The sequence below is a fragment of the Novosphingobium gossypii genome, from assembly GCF_050433305.1.
GTDB lineage: Bacteria > Pseudomonadota > Alphaproteobacteria > Sphingomonadales > Sphingomonadaceae > Novosphingobium > Novosphingobium gossypii.
Genome location: NZ_JBNPXM010000012.1, coordinates 1 through 15855 on the forward strand (window position 1 = coordinate 1; position 15855 = coordinate 15855).

The 15855-nt window shown below is 64.2% G+C and carries 13 protein-coding genes and 3 tRNA genes; 8 read left to right on the forward strand and 8 right to left on the reverse strand.

What is annotated here, in order from left to right; translation table 11 throughout:
- Positions 1 to 4 precede the first annotated feature (4 nt).
- The 5 genes from GGR40_RS18025 to dcd form a co-directional block, all read right to left on the reverse strand.
- The gene (locus tag GGR40_RS18025; protein WP_429277641.1) at positions 5 to 334 is read right to left on the reverse strand and encodes an Arm DNA-binding domain-containing protein; all 330 of its coding nucleotides are present in this window, start codon (positions 332 to 334) and stop codon (positions 5 to 7) included.
- A gap of 164 nt (positions 335 to 498) precedes the next feature.
- A tRNA-Thr gene (locus GGR40_RS18030) sits at positions 499 to 574 on the reverse strand.
- Between the two features lie 104 nt (positions 575 to 678).
- Positions 679 to 754, reverse strand: a tRNA-Val gene (locus GGR40_RS18035).
- 88 nt (positions 755 to 842) lie between these two features.
- Positions 843 to 1415 (reverse strand): DoxX family protein, encoded by a 573-nt coding sequence (locus GGR40_RS18040; protein WP_429277642.1) that lies wholly within the window; start codon positions 1413 to 1415, stop codon positions 843 to 845.
- A 79-nt stretch (positions 1416 to 1494) separates the two neighbouring features.
- Positions 1495 to 2049 (reverse strand): dCTP deaminase, encoded by a 555-nt coding sequence (dcd, locus tag GGR40_RS18045; RefSeq protein ID WP_429277643.1) that lies wholly within the window; start codon positions 2047 to 2049, stop codon positions 1495 to 1497.
- Between the two features lie 163 nt (positions 2050 to 2212).
- On the opposite strand from dcd, the gene GGR40_RS18050 reads away from it, so the two are divergent.
- The 5 genes from GGR40_RS18050 to GGR40_RS18070 all read left to right on the forward strand — a co-directional run bounded on the left by GGR40_RS18050 (position 2213) and on the right by GGR40_RS18070 (position 7146).
- A complete protein-coding gene (locus GGR40_RS18050) occupies positions 2213 to 3214 on the forward strand; it encodes a LysM peptidoglycan-binding domain-containing protein (protein ID WP_429277644.1) in 1002 nt (333 codons plus the stop codon).
- A 23-nt stretch (positions 3215 to 3237) separates the two neighbouring features.
- Positions 3238 to 3942 (forward strand): hypothetical protein, encoded by a 705-nt coding sequence (locus GGR40_RS18055; protein WP_429277645.1) that lies wholly within the window; start codon positions 3238 to 3240, stop codon positions 3940 to 3942.
- 45 nt (positions 3943 to 3987) lie between these two features.
- Positions 3988 to 5109, forward strand: coding sequence for a non-hydrolyzing UDP-N-acetylglucosamine 2-epimerase (gene wecB, locus GGR40_RS18060; RefSeq protein WP_429277646.1), 1122 nt, complete (start codon positions 3988 to 3990; stop codon positions 5107 to 5109).
- A complete protein-coding gene (gene wecC, locus GGR40_RS18065; RefSeq protein WP_429277647.1) occupies positions 5099 to 6400 on the forward strand; it encodes a UDP-N-acetyl-D-mannosamine dehydrogenase in 1302 nt (433 codons plus the stop codon). Before wecB ends, wecC begins: the two co-directional genes overlap by 11 nt.
- 206 nt (positions 6401 to 6606) lie before the next feature.
- A complete protein-coding gene (locus tag GGR40_RS18070; RefSeq protein ID WP_429277648.1) occupies positions 6607 to 7146 on the forward strand; it encodes a CHAP domain-containing protein in 540 nt (179 codons plus the stop codon).
- Between the two features lie 638 nt (positions 7147 to 7784).
- Here the strand turns inward: GGR40_RS18070 and GGR40_RS18075 are convergent.
- Both GGR40_RS18075 and GGR40_RS18080 read right to left on the reverse strand, forming a co-directional pair.
- On the reverse strand, positions 7785 to 8459 hold the full coding sequence (locus tag GGR40_RS18075; protein ID WP_429277649.1) for a CDP-alcohol phosphatidyltransferase family protein: 675 nt from the start codon (positions 8457 to 8459) through the stop codon (positions 7785 to 7787).
- 91 nt (positions 8460 to 8550) lie between these two features.
- The gene (locus tag GGR40_RS18080) at positions 8551 to 8967 is read right to left on the reverse strand and encodes a secondary thiamine-phosphate synthase enzyme YjbQ (protein ID WP_429277763.1); all 417 of its coding nucleotides are present in this window, start codon (positions 8965 to 8967) and stop codon (positions 8551 to 8553) included.
- Between the two features lie 163 nt (positions 8968 to 9130).
- Between GGR40_RS18080 and GGR40_RS18085 the strand changes: the two genes are divergently transcribed.
- Together GGR40_RS18085 and GGR40_RS18090 are read left to right on the forward strand one after the other, a co-directional pair.
- Positions 9131 to 10600, forward strand: coding sequence for a GGDEF domain-containing protein (locus GGR40_RS18085; RefSeq protein WP_429277650.1), 1470 nt, complete (start codon positions 9131 to 9133; stop codon positions 10598 to 10600).
- Between the two features lie 60 nt (positions 10601 to 10660).
- Positions 10661 to 10734: transfer RNA gene (locus GGR40_RS18090), tRNA-Gly, on the forward strand.
- A 106-nt stretch (positions 10735 to 10840) separates the two neighbouring features.
- Here GGR40_RS18090 and guaA read toward each other — a convergent pair.
- The gene (gene guaA, locus GGR40_RS18095) at positions 10841 to 12400 is read right to left on the reverse strand and encodes a glutamine-hydrolyzing GMP synthase (protein WP_429277764.1); all 1560 of its coding nucleotides are present in this window, start codon (positions 12398 to 12400) and stop codon (positions 10841 to 10843) included.
- 877 nt (positions 12401 to 13277) lie between these two features.
- Here guaA and gyrB point away from each other — a divergent pair.
- Positions 13278 to 15821, forward strand: a complete 2544-nt coding sequence (gyrB, locus tag GGR40_RS18100; RefSeq protein WP_429277651.1) for a DNA topoisomerase (ATP-hydrolyzing) subunit B — start codon at positions 13278 to 13280, stop codon at positions 15819 to 15821.
- Positions 15822 to 15855: the final 34 nt, after the last annotated feature.

Genomic DNA, 15855 nt, shown 5'->3' on the forward strand with positions numbered 1-15855 from the left:
AGCATCATGCCCGACGCGCTTGTGCAGGCGTCCGGGCCATCGTATTTAACCGCTGGACTCTCGTTATGATCGAGGGACTGCCGGGGGGCAGGTCAGGATCAATGCCGCTTTCAAGCTGCTCGCGCGCTTCGTCTCTTTTGTCTCGCGCCTCCTTGAGGCCCACATCCGGATAGCGGCCTAGCGCCATCTTCTTCTCGATCCCGTGAAAGCGGAATTTGACCCGCCAAAGTAGCGAACCATTCGGCTTCACAAGGAGGTAAAGCCCCTTTCCATCGGCGACTTTATAGTCCTTTTCGCGAGGTTTAAGCGCATTGATCTGGATCGTTGTCAGCATCTGGGGGCCTCGATTCTTGAGGATCGAAAAGGCCCCCGATTCGGGGCCCCCAAATCACCTGGACGGAGATGGATAAAGGGGGACACCACCGGAAAGCCGATGCCGTATTATGCCTGATTTCCGGGGGTTTTTGGAGCGAAAAAACGCTTGACAAAAGGGTGCCGTGGTGCCGCTTACGTGACTCGAACACGTGACCCCATCATTACGAATGATGTGCTCTACCAACTGAGCTAAAGCGGCGTCCCTTGCGGGCAGGGGCGGCGTTTACATGCGCTGTGCGGCGGATGCAATTGCCTTTTGCGCATTTTTGCCATCGTTCGACCTCCCTTGGGAAGTTTCACGAATGGTGGGCGGTGAGGGGCTCGAACCCCCGACCCTCTCGGTGTAAACGAGATGCTCTACCAACTGAGCTAACCGCCCGCTTGCGCGTTGCGGGGCTATTGCCGTCTTGGATGCGCGACGTCAATGGCGATCCGCGCCATCCTTCGGTGGAAAACCGTCCTGACGCTTACCAGTCGAACCAGCGGCGGCGGCGGCTGACCAGCGGCCTGCCTTCGCCCGCGTCAGTGACGACGGCATGGGGTTCGTAGACGGGCGCGGGGTGGCCCTGGGCCAGCGCGTCGGCGCGGGCCTCGGCACGGGCGGCGCGCAGTTCGGCGTCGCGGATTCGGACGTCGGCGTCGCGGGCCGCCAGTTCGCCGCGACGTTCACGGGCGATGGCGTAGTAATGGCTCCACATCTGGCTGTGCGCGAAGGCCAGCGCGAGGCCGCCGATGATCGCCAGGTTCTTGAGCGCCATGATCCGCTGCATCGGATCGCCGATCTGGTGGTGGAAGAACAGCACGGTCAGCGCGGTGAAGCCCGCCAGCAGCAGCGCCACCAGACGCACCATGAACCCGGCGGCAAGGCACAGCCCGCCGAGGAGTTCGAACAGGCCGGTGGGAATGGCAAGGCCCCCCGGAAGGCCGGCAGCGACGATCATCGTCTCGGTCGCGGAAATGTCGGCCAGCTTGCCGGCCCCGGAGAAGATGAAGATGAGGGCGATAAGGATGCGCCCGATGATGGCGGCGATCTTCGACACGGCATGTCTCCCGGCCAGTTCGTTATGCCGGGAGAAGCGAGGATCGCGCGGGTTTGTTCCCGCCGCCGGTTTCTTCCGCTCAGAGGCGGGGGAGCGTGACCCCGCGCTGCCCCATGTACTTGCCCGCGCGATCGGCATAGCTGGTTTCGCACGGTTCGTTGCCCTTGAGGAACAGGAACTGGCAGGCGCCCTCGTTCGCGTAGATCTTGGCGGGCAGCGGGGTGGTGTTGGAGAATTCCAGCGTGACGTGCCCTTCCCAGCCCGGTTCCAGCGGGGTGACGTTCACGATGATGCCGCAGCGCGCATATGTGCTCTTGCCCAGGCAGATCACCAGAACGTCGCGCGGCACGCGGAAATATTCCACCGTCCGCGCCAGCGCGAAGGAGTTGGGCGGGATGACGCAGACGTCGGTCGTGCGGTCCACGAACGAGTTCGCCGCAAAGTCCTTGGGATCGACCACGGCCGAATCGACATTGGTGAAGATCTTGAATTCCGGCGCCACGCGGGCGTCGTAGCCGTAGGACGACAGGCCATAGGAAATGCACCCGTCACGGCGCTGCGCCTCCACGAACGGCTCGATCATGCCGTGTTCGGTGGCCTGGGTGCGGATCCATTTGTCGCTGAGAATAGACATGGCGAGGGTGATTGCCCAAGCCGCGCGGGCGGGCAAGAGCGATGAGCGGTTTTGTCCACGCCGCAGGCCGCCGCCCGCATAATCGTAATGCTTAGAGACGCACCCTGCCGCCCGCCATACCCTGCCCGCTCAATCTGGCCAACCAGGGACGGGAGCCACGCCGATGATCGAAGCAGCCACCGCCACGCGCACTTCCGCCGGGCTCGATGCCGGCGCAGCGAGCAGCGCTCCGCCCCCGTCACGCGATCATGTCGTCGTCAGCGGCGATACCGTATCGGCCATCGCGGCGAAGTCCGGCGTCACGGTAGAGGCGCTGATCGCTGCCAATCCGCAGATCGACAACCCCAGCCTGATCTTCCCCGGCGACCGACTGGCCATCCCGGCAACGGCAGGCATGCGCGTGGTCGAGCATGGCGACACGTTCGGCGCCATCGCCCGCGAAGCCGGCCTCAGCGTGGGGCTGCTAAAAGCCGCCAATCCGCAGGTGCTGGACATCGACCGCATCTTTCCGGGGGACCGGATCGCCCTGCCCTCGGTTCCGCCCACCTCGGTCGCAGCGCGCGGCGAACCGGTGAACACTTCTGCAACGGTGAACGACACGCGGCCCTCCACCAATCAGCCTTCCGCCACTCAGGCCACCACAGCCGTCGCCACCACTTCGGGCGTCAGCGAAGGCGCGCTGCACTTGTCCGCGCAGGACGTGACGAACATCAAGAAGACGCTGCAGACCGAATGGGTGCAGTCCGCCGGGGATGCGCAGGCGCGCGGCATCGTCGATACGATCCTGAACCGGCAGGCATCGGGGCACTGGGGCGACAGCGTGGCCGACGTGGTCAATGCCCGCAACCAGTTCTCCGACATCAACGGCCCGATTTCGCGGCGCGACGGGCGCACCTCGGTGGACCAGCTCCCCGAATCGCGGATTTCTTCGCGCGTGGACACGCTGGTCGACACGTATCTGGCGGAGCGCGCGGCAGGCACCCCTTCCAGCGTTGGCGACAACCTGAACTACGCCAATCCGCACTTCTCGGACGCGCGCAATCTGGGTTGGATCAATGCGCTTGAAGGGCCGGTGCTGGGACGCGGGAATGCCGTGCACCATCATGGCACCACGCCTGACCTGCAGAGCCATCGTCCGGGCGCGTTCGAGGTTGTTCTACCTTGAAATAATACGCTAGTCTGGTGCTCGTGACACCGCACGCTCTCCGCTTCGCCCCCGCCTTTCTGGCTGCCCCCGTCCTTGCAGTCGGGCTCGTCGCCTGTAACGCGCAGCCCGACGCCCGAGCCGAGGCGTCGGCATCCGCTTCGGCCAAGGCCACGCCCGACGCCGCGGCGCTGGCACGGTCAGAGGCGTTGGCGCAGCGCGAACAGGCACAGCTGGCCTGGCTGAAGAAGACGCTGGACGTTCCCGCCCATGCGCAGGTCTACGAGGCTGCCGTGGGCCAGTCCCGCGGTCGTGCAGCGCATTGCCCGACCCAACGCTGCATCGAAACGGGCCTGAGGCGCCGGGAAACCCGGCTGAACTTCGCGGAAGGAAAGCCCGCCCGCATTCCCGGCCTGCCCTTCCCTTCCGGCCAGTTCGCGCGGGACGAAGCCGGATTTAGCGGCCCGGTGCGGATCGTTCCGCTGATCGACGGCAAGGCCATGCTGGTGATCGCCCTTTCCTTCAAGGGCCGCCCGTCCTGCACGATGGACGGCGTGATGACGCGCGATGAAGGCACGAACACCTGGACGGTCGCTTCGCTGGATGAAGGACTGCCCACGATGGTCCTGACGCCCGGCGATGAGAAGACGTTCTCGCTTTCCTATGCAGAAGCCGGCCACCAGCCGTATCAGGTCGATTATTGCACCCAGGGCACCAGCATCGACGGTAAATACAGGCTGGCGGGCTGAAGCGCCTTATTCTCCGTTTAACACACGGGTGTTATGCCCCGCGCCATGACCGCCAGAATCCTCGTCGTCTTCGGCACTCGCCCCGAAGCCATCAAGCTGTTCCCGCTCATCCATGCGCTGAAGGCCGATCCGCGATTCGAATGCGTGGTCTGCGTGTCGGCGCAGCATCGCCAGATGCTGGATCAGGTGCTGGACATCGCCGGCATCGTGCCCGACCACGACCTTGACGTCATGCAGCCCGACCAGACGCTCGATGGCCTGACCGCGAACCTGCTGACCGGGCTTGGCAGGGTGATGGATGCGGTGAAGCCGGGCCGCGTCATCGTGCAGGGCGATACCGCCACGGCCATGTCGGGCGCGCTGGCGGCCTATTACCGCAAGATCCCGGTCGATCACGTCGAAGCGGGGCTGCGCAGCTACAGCATCTATCACCCCTGGCCCGAAGAGGTGAACCGCAAGATCATCGGCGCCATGGCATCGCTGCACTTCGCGCCGACCACCACCAGCGAAGCTGCGCTGCTGCGCGAGAACGTGGCGCAGACCCGCGTCCACGTCACCGGCAACACGGTGATCGACGCGCTACACTGGGTGACGGCGGAGATCGAGCGCAACCCTGCCCTGGCGGCAGGTCTGGCCGATCTCGAAGCGCGCTTTGCCGGCAAGCGCATCATCGGCGTCACCAGCCACCGGCGCGAGAATTTCGGCGAAGGCATGGAGCAGATCGCCCTTGCCATCCGCCAGATCGCAGAGCGGCCTGACACTGCCGTGATCTTCCCCGTCCACCTCAACCCCAACGTGCGCAAGGTGATGAACGAGCGTCTGTCCGGCCTCGACAACGTGGCCCTGATCGAGCCCTTGGACTATCCGCACTTCGCGCGCCTGCTGGCGATCAGCGAGATCATGCTGACCGATTCGGGCGGCGTGCAGGAAGAAGCCCCCGCGCTGGGCAAGCCGGTGCTGGTCATGCGCGAAACCACCGAAAGGCCCGAAGGCGTCGAGGCCGGGACCGCGAAACTCGTCGGCACCGACGCCGCACACATCGTTACCGAATTATCAACCCTGCTCGACGATAAGACCGCCTACGAGGCCATGGCGCGCGCCCACAATCCGTTCGGGGACGGGCAGACATCGCGCCGCATCCTGGAGCTGCTTGCGAATGAAATCTGACAACAAACCTGCAGTGTGCGTGGTCGGCCTCGGCTATATCGGCCTTCCCACCGCCGCCGTCATCGCGCGCTCGGGCAGCAGGGTGCTGGGCCTAGACGTCTCGCAGAAGGTGGTGGACACCATCAACCGCGGCGAAATCCATATCGAGGAAGTGGACCTCGACGGTCTGGTGCAGGGCGTGGTCGCGCGCGGGCTGCTGTCGGCCTCGCTGGACGTGGCGCCTGCCGACGTCTTCGTGATCGCCGTGCCCACCCCGTTCGACAAGGATCATGCGCCGGACATTTCCTATGTCCTTGCCGCCGGACGCACCATCGCGCCGGTGCTGAAGGCGGGCGACGTGGTGATCCTCGAATCGACTTCGCCGGTCGGCACCACCGAGCAATTGCGCGACATGATCGCGGAGATGCGCCCCGACCTGAAAATTCCCGGTTTGACGCGGGAAACGCCGGACATCTCCATCGCCTATTGTCCCGAGCGCGTCCTGCCGGGCCGCATCCTGGAAGAGCTGACCAACAACGACCGCTCCATCGGCGGCATCACCCCACGCTGTGCGCGCAAGGCGCTGGCCTTCTACAAGCGTTTCGTGCGCGGCGAATGCGTGACCACCGATGCCCGCTCGGCCGAAATGACCAAGCTGGTCGAGAACGCCTATCGCGACGTCAACATCGCCTTCGCCAACGAACTGTCCATCGTCTCGGATCGCATGGGGCTGGACGTGTGGGAGGTGATCCGTCTGGCGAATCGCCACCCGCGTGTGAACATCCTGTCCCCCGGCCCCGGTGTCGGCGGCCACTGCATCGCGGTGGACCCATGGTTCATCGTCCACGGCGCGCCGGAGGAAACGCCGCTGATCCGCACCGCGCGCGGCGTCAACGACGGCAAGATGCACCACGTCATCGCCAAGGCCGAAGCCTTGATCGAAGCGCACCCGGACGCAAAGATCGCCTGCCTCGGCCTTGCCTTCAAGGCCAACATCGACGACTTCCGCGAAAGCCCCGCCCGCTTCGTCGCCAGCCGGCTGGCGCGCAAGTTCGGTGAACGGGTCCACATCGTCGAGCCTTATGCCGCCGAACTCCCCATCGAATTCACCGATACCGGCGCAAGGCAGATCGACGTCGACGATGCGCTGGAAAGCTGCGACATCCTGATCGTGCTAGTAGACCACGACGTGTTCCGCGTGGTCCCGCTGGCCGAACGCGCCGACAAGCTGGTCTACGACACGCGCGGCATCTGGCCCGACCAGCCCCGCGTCGTGCGCGAAGAAGCGGCAAAGCTGGCACTGGCAGTCTGAACCCGATCCTTCCCTGATCAGGGAGGATCGAGCCAACCCATATCCCTGAAATCCAACATCGATTCGAGGCCATCGTCCGTCGCTGGCGACAAGGCGGTTCATCTCAGCGCAACATCCTCTATGAAGCGATGAACCGTGCGAGAGGGGCGATGGCTTCCCGGCAGCCTTTCTGGCGCGGTAAGACTTGGGCGTTATAACTCCCTTCCATGAAATTCGTTCCCGCATTCGCACTTGCCGCTCTTGCCCTGCTGACCCAGCCTGCGGTGTCGCAGTCGGCAACGGCCCGCCCGCTGCAGTGCGCGCCTTATGCCCGGGAACACTCCGCCATCGACATCCACGGCAACGCCGCAACGTGGTGGGGTCAGGCCGAAGGAACTTACGCCCGCGGCAAGACCCCGCTGACCGGTTCGGTGCTGGTCTTCAAGGCAACCGGGGCTATGCCGGTGGGCCATGTCGCCGTGGTCAGCAAGATCGTCGACGAGCGCCACGTGGTGCTGAACCACGCCAACTGGTCGCGCCCCGGCATGATCGAACGCTCGGCCATGGCCGAAGACGTATCGGCCAACGGCGACTGGAGCAGCGTGCGCGTATGGTACGCCCCCACCCAGTCGATGGGCCTGCGCGCCAGCCCGACCTTCGGCTTCATCTACGCCCCCGGTTCGGACGCCCACACCACCCTCGCCGTAGACAGCGCCCCCTCGGACAGCTTCCAGGCTGCCTTCGCCGACCTGCCCAAGCAGGGCTGAACGGCTGCGGCGACGGCCCCAAGGCGAACACTAAGCCGCCCCTTCCAAATTCTGCGCTTCTGACAGACGGCGCCATCTTGGTTGGCTGGTTACAAGCCTGAGCCATCGGCTTGTCAGGCCCTGAACAAGTTCAGGGTGATAGTAGAGATGGGTGGGTCGCGGACACCCCGTCAATCAGGCAAGTGGCAGTTTTGACAGGTTTCATCAAAAAGCCAGTACGGCATTAAGTACGAAAAATATTGCTGCCCGCATTCTCCGCATCGCCAGAATACCGACAAGACGGAAAATGCTGTAGTGCTGACGAGCATAGGGACAATGCAAAGTACAAATAGGGCGATAGGAAAGATTGCGTATTCTGAGAACAGTAATGTTGTAATGGCTAAGGCTGTGAAGGTGGCGGCAAACGGGTATATGCCTATGGCCGTCAGCCAAAAACGTGCTCGTTCGTGCGTCACCTATCACCTTTCAAAGTCATTCCAATACCCTCATACATTCCCTTTTATCTTCCTCTCAAGGTCTGCAAAGGGGCGTTACTCGCCATTCCGGTGGCCACCTTTAGCACGAACTCCCGGTAAGCTTCCGCCGGCCGCCGCGGCATTGCCGCTCAAGCGCACTTCGCTCCAAACGCAGCCCGGCGCTTATTTCGGGGGTTCGATCAGCGCCAGCTTGCGCACCGAGCGTGTCGTCTGCACCACGAACAGGCCGATCAGCACCACGCCCACGCTGCCGACGAACCAGTCGAAGCCGGTCATCGCCTCCATGTCGCGCTGCTTGTCGCCCAGAACCAGCATTGCGAAAGTCAGCGTAATCAGGATCAGCCGCAGTTCGGTGGGTCCGGCGTTGAGGTAGGACAGCCGCATCTCGCCCAGAACGCGCACGGCCAGAAAAGCGTGGATGCACAGCAGCAGATAGCCGACCAGCGCGATCAGCGACACTTCCAGCCGCACGTAAGGGCTGACGCCAATACCCAGCAGGATCAGGAACGTGGCGAGGCCATCGCAGCTGTGATCGAGGAAATAGCCATAGCGCGGCCGCTCTATGTGGCGGAAACGGGCGAGGCTGCCGTCCATCGAATCGCCGAACCAGTGGATCAGGTATCCCGGAATGCACAGCCACAGCCAGTCCTCGTCAAGCAGGCTGGTGGCATATCCCGCGAAGATCAGAACCGCTCCGGTCATGCCGATGGCGGTCAGCAGGTCGGGCTTCACCCAGGCAGGCATCCGGGCGCAAAGCCAGTTCAGCAGCCGGCGCTCTCCGATGGCGAGGAGATTGCGCTGGATACGGGCGGGGGGCGCGATACGATTTTCCTGCATGGGCCCTTATTGTGACAAGTCGATGGCTTGGCAAGGCAAACCGCCCCTGCCCGCCCCCGCTCCATCGCGTTGCGGGGGACAACCGGCGGTTTCACTCCCCGATCAGGTGCACCGCGATCTCGCGCCGGTGGGGACGGCGGCGATGCTCGGCAAGGTAGAGGCCCTGCCAGGTGCCCAGCGCCATGCGCCCGCCGATCACCGGAATCTGCAGGTTCACGCCGGTCAGCGTGGCCTTGAGGTGCGCGGGCATGTCGTCCGGCCCTTCGTCGTCATGCAGGTAATGCGCGCCTTCCGGCGCCAGCCGGTCCAGCCATTGCGCCAGATCCACCCGCACTTCGCGCGCGGCATTTTCCTGTATCAGCAACGAAGCGGAAGTATGCCGGCACAGCAGGGTCAGCAGACCTTCGCCAATGCCCTCCCCCGCCAGCCACTCGGCCATGGCGCGGGTGATTTCGGTGAAACCCCGCCCGGGGGTGTCGATGGTCAGGATGGTCGATGCCTGTCTCACGCTGCCGTACTTGCGCGAAAGCGGCACGGCAATGCAAGCCTTCGCGAAGAGGGCCGGCACCACGGAAGAAACATCCGAATTAACTTCGATTAAACGCGCGCATGGCAAGAATATGGCCAATAGTGCCCTCACCCAAAGGAAGCACATGCGGCACGGTTCGAGGATGGTCACTGCAGCGCTGCCGATCGTGTTCCTGACGGGGCACGCCGGATCGCTGGCGCTTGCCGGAAGGGGGCAGACTGCGGGCTCGTTCGCCTGGCTGATCGCCGCGCCCGTGCTGGCCGGTCTGGCCTGCCTGTGGCGCACCCGCAGGGACGGTCCCGAAGGATGGCTGCCGCTGGGTGCCGCAATGCTGTTCTGGGCCGGCGGCATGGCATCGACCATGGTGGCCACGCTGTTCTTCGACATCGTTCGGGAAGACCAGCTTAGCATGTTGCTATACGTGCTGTACGGGGTGCCGCTGATCTTCGCACTTGCCAGTCCCGAAGATGAGAAATGGTCGGTTCGGCTGGTGGACGGGCTGCTGGCGGCGGCGCTGGGCTATCTCTACTACATCCACGTCACCGCCCTGATCGCCGCTGCCGCCACGCCGCAGAAGACCCTGCAGGCGCTGCAGATCATGTTCGATATCGAGAACCTTTATATCGCACTGTTCGCGATCATCCGGTTTTCCGCGCGCAACCGGGGCCGGGCGGAGTTTTTCCGGGCGATCGCCGTCTACGCCGTCGTCTACCTTTTCTCCGCCGCGTACATAAACCATTTCGAGGCCGAGGGCACTTATGGCCGCTGGCCGGACCTGCTGATCGACCTGCCCTTCGTGCTGCTGGCGTGGCATGCCCTTGGCGCAGGGTATCGGCTGGGCCTTGGCGAGGCGCCCAATGCGCCCGCCCGGGCACGCATCGTCCGGGCGGGCGGCCCGCTGCTGATCCCGGCCAGCCTGCTGACCGTCTCGGTCCTGCTGGTGTCGCGCGATCCGGTGATGGCGATCACCGGCTGCGTCATCGCATCGCTGGGCTATGGCCTGCGCACGATGCTTGTGCAGATCCGCAACTTCGAGGAGCAGGACGAGCTTACCCGCCTTTCGCATGTCGACGGGCTGACGGGAATCGCCAACCGCCGCCGCTTCGATGAAGTGCTGGTGCGCGAATGGGCCCGCCGCCGCCAGACCACGGGCCAGCTGGCGCTGCTGATGATCGACATCGATCACTTCAAGCAGCTGAACGACCGGTTCGGCCATGCCGTGGGCGACGACCGCCTGCGCTGCGTGGCTGCCGTGCTGGCCGGTTGTGCCCGGCGCGAAGCCGATCTGGTTGCACGCTACGGAGGCGAGGAATTCGCCGCGATCCTTTCCGGCATCGAACCGCAGGACGCCATCGCGATCGCCGAACGGATGCGCACGTCGGTGGAAGCGCTGTGCCTGACCTCGGGAGCGGGATCGGGGGTCGTCACCGTCAGCATCGGCCTGGCCTGCGCGCAGGCGCTGGATACGGACATGGCGGCTTTCGTCACCGCCGCCGACGCTGCCCTCTACGAAGCCAAGCGCAGCGGCCGCAACCGCGTCTCGCGACGTACTGCAACCCTGCTGCGGGCGGTGGAAGCGCCCGCAGCATCCAACGACGGCCGCGCCGCTTGACGCCGCCGCCTTTGCCGTGGCAGTAGCCCGTCACCACGACAGCGCGGGCCGCGCTGCGATGCGGGTGTAGCTCAATGGTAGAGCAGCAGCTTCCCAAGCTGAATACGAGGGTTCGATTCCCTTCACCCGCTCCACTCCCACCTGCCGAAACGAACATCGCACCAGATGCCGCACAGCAAAACGCCCGCCATTCCAGTGGAATGACGGGCGCGCAATCCTATCGCCGCAGTGTTCCGGCGATCATTCCCACTCGATCGTGCCGGGCGGCTTGCTGGTGTAGTCGTAGACGACGCGGTTGATGCCCTTCACCTCGTTGATGATGCGGGTGGCGACACGGCTGAGGAAGGCGGCGTCGAAGGGATAGATGTCCGCCGTCATGCCGTCGGTCGACGTCACCGCGCGCAGGCCGCAGACGCTGTCGTACGTGCGGCCATCGCCCATCACGCCCACGGTCTTGACCGGCAGCAGCACCGCGAAAGCCTGCCAGATGGCGTCGTAGAGACCGGCGTTGCGGATTTCCTCAAGATAGACGGCGTCGGCCTTGCGCAGGATGTCGCAGCGTTCGCGGCTGACTTCGCCGGGGATGCGGATCGCCAGGCCCGGTCCGGGGAACGGGTGGCGGCCCACGAACACATCGGGCAGGCCCAGTTCGCGGCCCAGTTCGCGCACTTCGTCCTTGAACAGTTCGCGAAGCGGCTCGACCAGCTTCATGTTCATCCGCTCGGGCAGGCCGCCGACGTTGTGGTGGCTCTTGATCGTGACCGACGGGCCGCCGGTGAACGAAACGCTTTCGATCACGTCGGGGTAGAGCGTGCCCTGCGCGAGGAACTCGGCGCCGCCGATCTTGCGGGCCTCGTCCTCGAACACGTCGATGAAGGTCTTGCCGATGAACTTGCGCTTGGCCTCGGGGTCGGTGACGCCTTCAAGACCCTTGAGGAACAGCGTCGAGGCGTCGACGTGGACCAGCGGGATGTTGTAGTGGCCGCGGAACAGGCTGACGACCTGATCCGCCTCGCCCATGCGCATCAGGCCATGGTCGACGAAGACGCAGGTCAGCTGGTCGCCGATCGCTTCGTGGATCAGCACTGCGGCAACTGCCGAATCGACGCCGCCGGAAAGGCCGCAGATCACCCGGCCCTCACCCACCTGGGCGCGGATCTCGTCGATCTTGGTCTTGCGGAATTCCGCCATCGTCCAGTCGCCGGCAAGGCCGCAGACATGGCGCACGAAGTTCTTCAGCAGCTTGCCGCCATCGGGCGTGTGCACGACTTCGGGGTGGAACTGCATCGCGTAGATGCGCTTCTCGTCGTTGGCGATGACGGCGAAAGGCGCGCCGGGGCTGGAGGCGACCGGCCGGAAGCCGGGAGCCAGGCTGGTCACCTTGTCGCCGTGGCTCATCCATACCTGGTGCGTTTCGCCGACCTTCCACAGGCCGTTGAACAGCGCGCACTCGTCCGCGATCTCGATGAAGGCACGGCCGAATTCGCCGCCGTCGCCACCGGTCACTTCGCCGCCCATCTGATGCATCAGCGACTGCTGGCCGTAGCAGATGCCAAGGATCGGCAGGCCGCTGTCCAGGATCACGTCCGGAATGCGCGGGCCGTTCTCGTCCAGCACCGAAGCGGGCGATCCGGACAGAATCACGCCCACCGGGTTCATGCGGTGGAACGCTTCCTCGGCGGCATTGAAGGGCGCGATCTCGGAGTAGACGCCGGCTTCGCGCACGCGCCGCGCAATGAGCTGCGTCACCTGGCTGCCGAAGTCGACGATCAGGACGGATTCGGTCGAGTGGATATTCATGGCGGGGCCGTAGTATCGCGCAGGTTTCCTGTCCAGCCCCGCGCGCGTGAAGGCCTTGGAATCCGCTCCGAAGGCCCGCATGGTTGCGCGCTCGACCGTCGTTTTGCATTGCACCATGAAAACTGGCCAGAGCCTTGTGCCTAAAATTTAGGCAGAGCCGTTGATGTGCAAAAAACGGGTTCGAAAGGTGAAAAGTTATTACAGTTTGATGGCACTTGCGGGCTTTGCCAAATTCCCGAAATTTAGGCATTTACAAGCGCTCTACATAACTTCGGAACAGCAAGCCGTCCTCGTTTGTTGCGCAAATTGCAACTCAAATTGCCGGTTTTGAGTTTGTGCAATTTGTAAGCATCGCTATCTGCCGCACTGCAGCACGGAGCGCCGGAACGCTCCTGGCATGCGATAAAACGATAATAATGTTTGCAGGAGCTTACCAATGACCATCGTGCACCGCACGGTCGGTTTCGCAGCAGCCCTGGGCGCCAGCGCCCTCGCGTTCGCTCTGACCCTCGCCTGATTACCCAAAGGCGGGCCGCGAAGCCTCCATTACCCATTACCCATTACCCAGATACGAGGGCGGCCCCAAGGCCGCCCTTTTATTTTGCCGGGTTGCCGCGCACGCTGCACCGGGCAGCCCATGATTTTCCTACAAGGCCCGACCCTGCTACAATCGGAACGGCTCTTTCCATTCGTCGATCCCACTGCGTCCAGGCGGCCTTCGCAAAAGGCCCGTGCCCCATGTATTTCATCAACTAAGCTCGCGGTCTTTCAACCAGTTGCCGAACGCCGCCGCCATCTGGCCGCCACCTTGTGGAAAACCCCCGCTGCAGAGGCGGTTTCGCTTGGGTTTACCGGTCTCAAACCCTATATGCTGGTCATGTCCAGCAATCCCGAAAACAAGAACCAGAACTCGTATGGCGCCGATTCGATCAAGGTCCTGAAGGGCCTTGATGCCGTCCGCAAGCGCCCCGGCATGTATATCGGCGACACCGATGACGGTTCGGGCCTGCACCACATGGTGTTCGAAGTTTCGGACAACGCCATCGACGAAGCGCTGGCCGGCCACTGCGACCTGGTGCTGATCGAACTTAACCCCGATGGCTCCGTTTCGGTCGAAGATAACGGGCGCGGCATCCCTACCGGCATCCATGCCGAGGAAGGCGTTTCCGCCGCCGAAGTGATCATGACCCAGCTCCACGCGGGTGGCAAGTTCGAGAACACGTCGGACGACAACGCCTACAAGGTGTCGGGCGGCCTGCACGGCGTCGGCGTTTCGGTAGTCAACGCGCTGTCGGAATGGCTGGAACTGACCATCTGGCGCGAAGGCCAGGAGCACTGGATGAAGTTCGCGCACGGCGATGCCGTTGCGCCGCTGGTGGTCAAGGGCCCTGCACCCAGGGCCGAGCAGAACCCCGATGCGGACGGCTTCAAGAAGGGCACCCGCGTCACCTTCCTCGCCTCCACCGACACGTTCAAGAACGTCACCGAGTTCGACTTCGACAAGCTGGAGCACCGCTACCGCGAACTGGCGTTCCTGAACTCGGGCGTGCGCATCAAGCTGCGCGACAGGCGCCATGAAGAGGTCAAGGAACACGACCTGTTCTACGAAGGCGGCATCGCAGCTTTCGTGCAGTATCTTGACCGCAATAAGACCGCGCTGCTGGCCGAACCGATCGCGATCTCCTCCGAACGTGACGGCATCGGCATCGACGTCGCGCTGGAATGGAACGATTCGTACTACGAAAACGTCCTGTGCTTCACCAACAACATCCCGCAGCGTGACGGCGGCACCCATCTTGCCGCCTTCCGCGCCGCGCTGACCCGCACGCTCAACAGCTATGCCGAAAAGTCCGGGCTGCTGAAGAAGGAAAAGGTCTCGCTTACCGGCGATGACATGCGTGAAGGCCTGACCGCGATCGTCTCGGTCAAGCTGCCCGATCCCAAGTTCTCTTCGCAGACCAAGGACAAGCTGGTCAGTTCCGAAGTGCGCCAGCCGCTGGAAAGCCTCATGGCCGACCGCATGACCGAGTGGCTGGAGGAAAACCCGGCGCACGCCAAGTCGATCGTCCAGAAGATCATCGACGCCGCCGCCGCCCGCGAAGCCGCCAAGCGCGCCCGCGAACTCACCCGCCGCAAGGGCGCGATGGACATCGCCTCCCTCCCTGGCAAGCTGGCCGACTGCCAGGAACGCGACCCGTCGCTGTGCGAACTCTTCCTGGTCGAGGGCGACTCGGCAGGCGGTTCGGCCAAGCAGGGACGCGACCGCAAGACGCAGGCGATCCTGCCGCTCAAGGGCAAAATCCTGAACGTGGAACGCGCGCGGTTCGACCGCATCATTTCCTCGAAGGAAGTGGGCACGCTGATCCAGGCCATGGGCACCGGCATCCGCGACGACTTCACGCTCGACAAGCTGCGCTACCACAAGATCGTCATCATGACCGACGCAGACGTCGACGGTGCGCACATCCGCACCCTGCTGCTGACGTTCTTCCACCGCCAGATGCCCGAGATCATCCGCGCCGGGCACCTCTTCATCGCCCAGCCGCCGCTCTACAAGGTGGCGAAGGGCCGGTCAGAGGTCTATCTGAAGGACGGCGCCGCGCTGGACCGTTATCTGGTGGAAGCCGGTCTCAATGGCCGCATGCTCGAATCGTCGAGCGGGGCGCGTTCGGGCCCGGATCTCGAAGCGCTCGTCGAACATGCGATCCGCCTGCGCAACCTGATGGCGTTCGTGCCCCGGCGCTACGATCCGGTCATCATCGAGGCACTGGCGCTGGCCGGCGTGTTCGAGCCGGACCTGTCCACCAACGCCCGCAATGCCGCGCTGACCCGCACGGCGCAGTGGCTCGACCGCGGCGACACCGAAGCCCGCTGGTCGGCCCGCTTGTCCGAAGACGGCACGGTAGAGGTGGAGCGCGTGTGGCGCGGCGTCACCGATCACCACAAGATCGAAGGCAGCTTCCTGTCCAGCGCCGAAGCGCGCAAGCTGGCCCGCCTCGCTGCAGAGAACGCCGATGTCTACGCCGGAACCGCCCGCCTCGTGCGCGCCACGGCCGGCTCGGCCGAGCCGGAACCGGAAACGCTCAACACCGTCGAGGTGGAGGGCGAGGACGAACCCGTCGCCGCTCGCCCGGCGCAGGGCGCAGACGTCATCACCCGCCCCAGCCAGCTTCTGGCGCTGGTGCTCGCCGCCGGTCGCAAGGGCCTGTCGATCGCTCGCTACAAGGGTCTGGGCGAAATGAACGCGGAACAGCTGTGGGAGACCACGCTGGACCCGGAAAACCGCATCCTCCTTCAGGTCAAGGTGGAGGACGCCGACGTCACCGACGAGATCTTCACCCGCCTGATGGGCGACATCGTCGAGCCACGCCGCGACTTCATTCAGGAAAACGCCCTCAACGTCGCCAACCTGGACGTCTGAGGATCACGAGCCCGGTCGACTGCGGCAGTCGACC

Coding starts and splice junctions, on each gene's coding strand:
- GGR40_RS18075 (WP_429277649.1), bottom strand. CDS start 8,459: ATGCAGGAAAATCGTATCGCGCCCCCCGCCCGTATCCAGCGCAATCTC.
- GGR40_RS18025 (WP_429277641.1), bottom strand. CDS start 334: ATGCTGACAACGATCCAGATCAATGCGCTTAAACCTCGCGAAAAGGAC.
- guaA (WP_429277764.1), bottom strand. CDS start 12,400: ATGAATATCCACTCGACCGAATCCGTCCTGATCGTCGACTTCGGCAGC.
- GGR40_RS18050 (WP_429277644.1), top strand. CDS start 2,213: ATGATCGAAGCAGCCACCGCCACGCGCACTTCCGCCGGGCTCGATGCC.
- GGR40_RS18070 (WP_429277648.1), top strand. CDS start 6,607: ATGAAATTCGTTCCCGCATTCGCACTTGCCGCTCTTGCCCTGCTGACC.
- GGR40_RS18085 (WP_429277650.1), top strand. CDS start 9,131: ATGGTCACTGCAGCGCTGCCGATCGTGTTCCTGACGGGGCACGCCGGA.
- gyrB (WP_429277651.1), top strand. CDS start 13,278: ATGTCCAGCAATCCCGAAAACAAGAACCAGAACTCGTATGGCGCCGAT.
- wecB (WP_429277646.1), top strand. CDS start 3,988: ATGACCGCCAGAATCCTCGTCGTCTTCGGCACTCGCCCCGAAGCCATC.
- wecC (WP_429277647.1), top strand. CDS start 5,099: ATGAAATCTGACAACAAACCTGCAGTGTGCGTGGTCGGCCTCGGCTAT.
- dcd (WP_429277643.1), bottom strand. CDS start 2,049: ATGTCTATTCTCAGCGACAAATGGATCCGCACCCAGGCCACCGAACAC.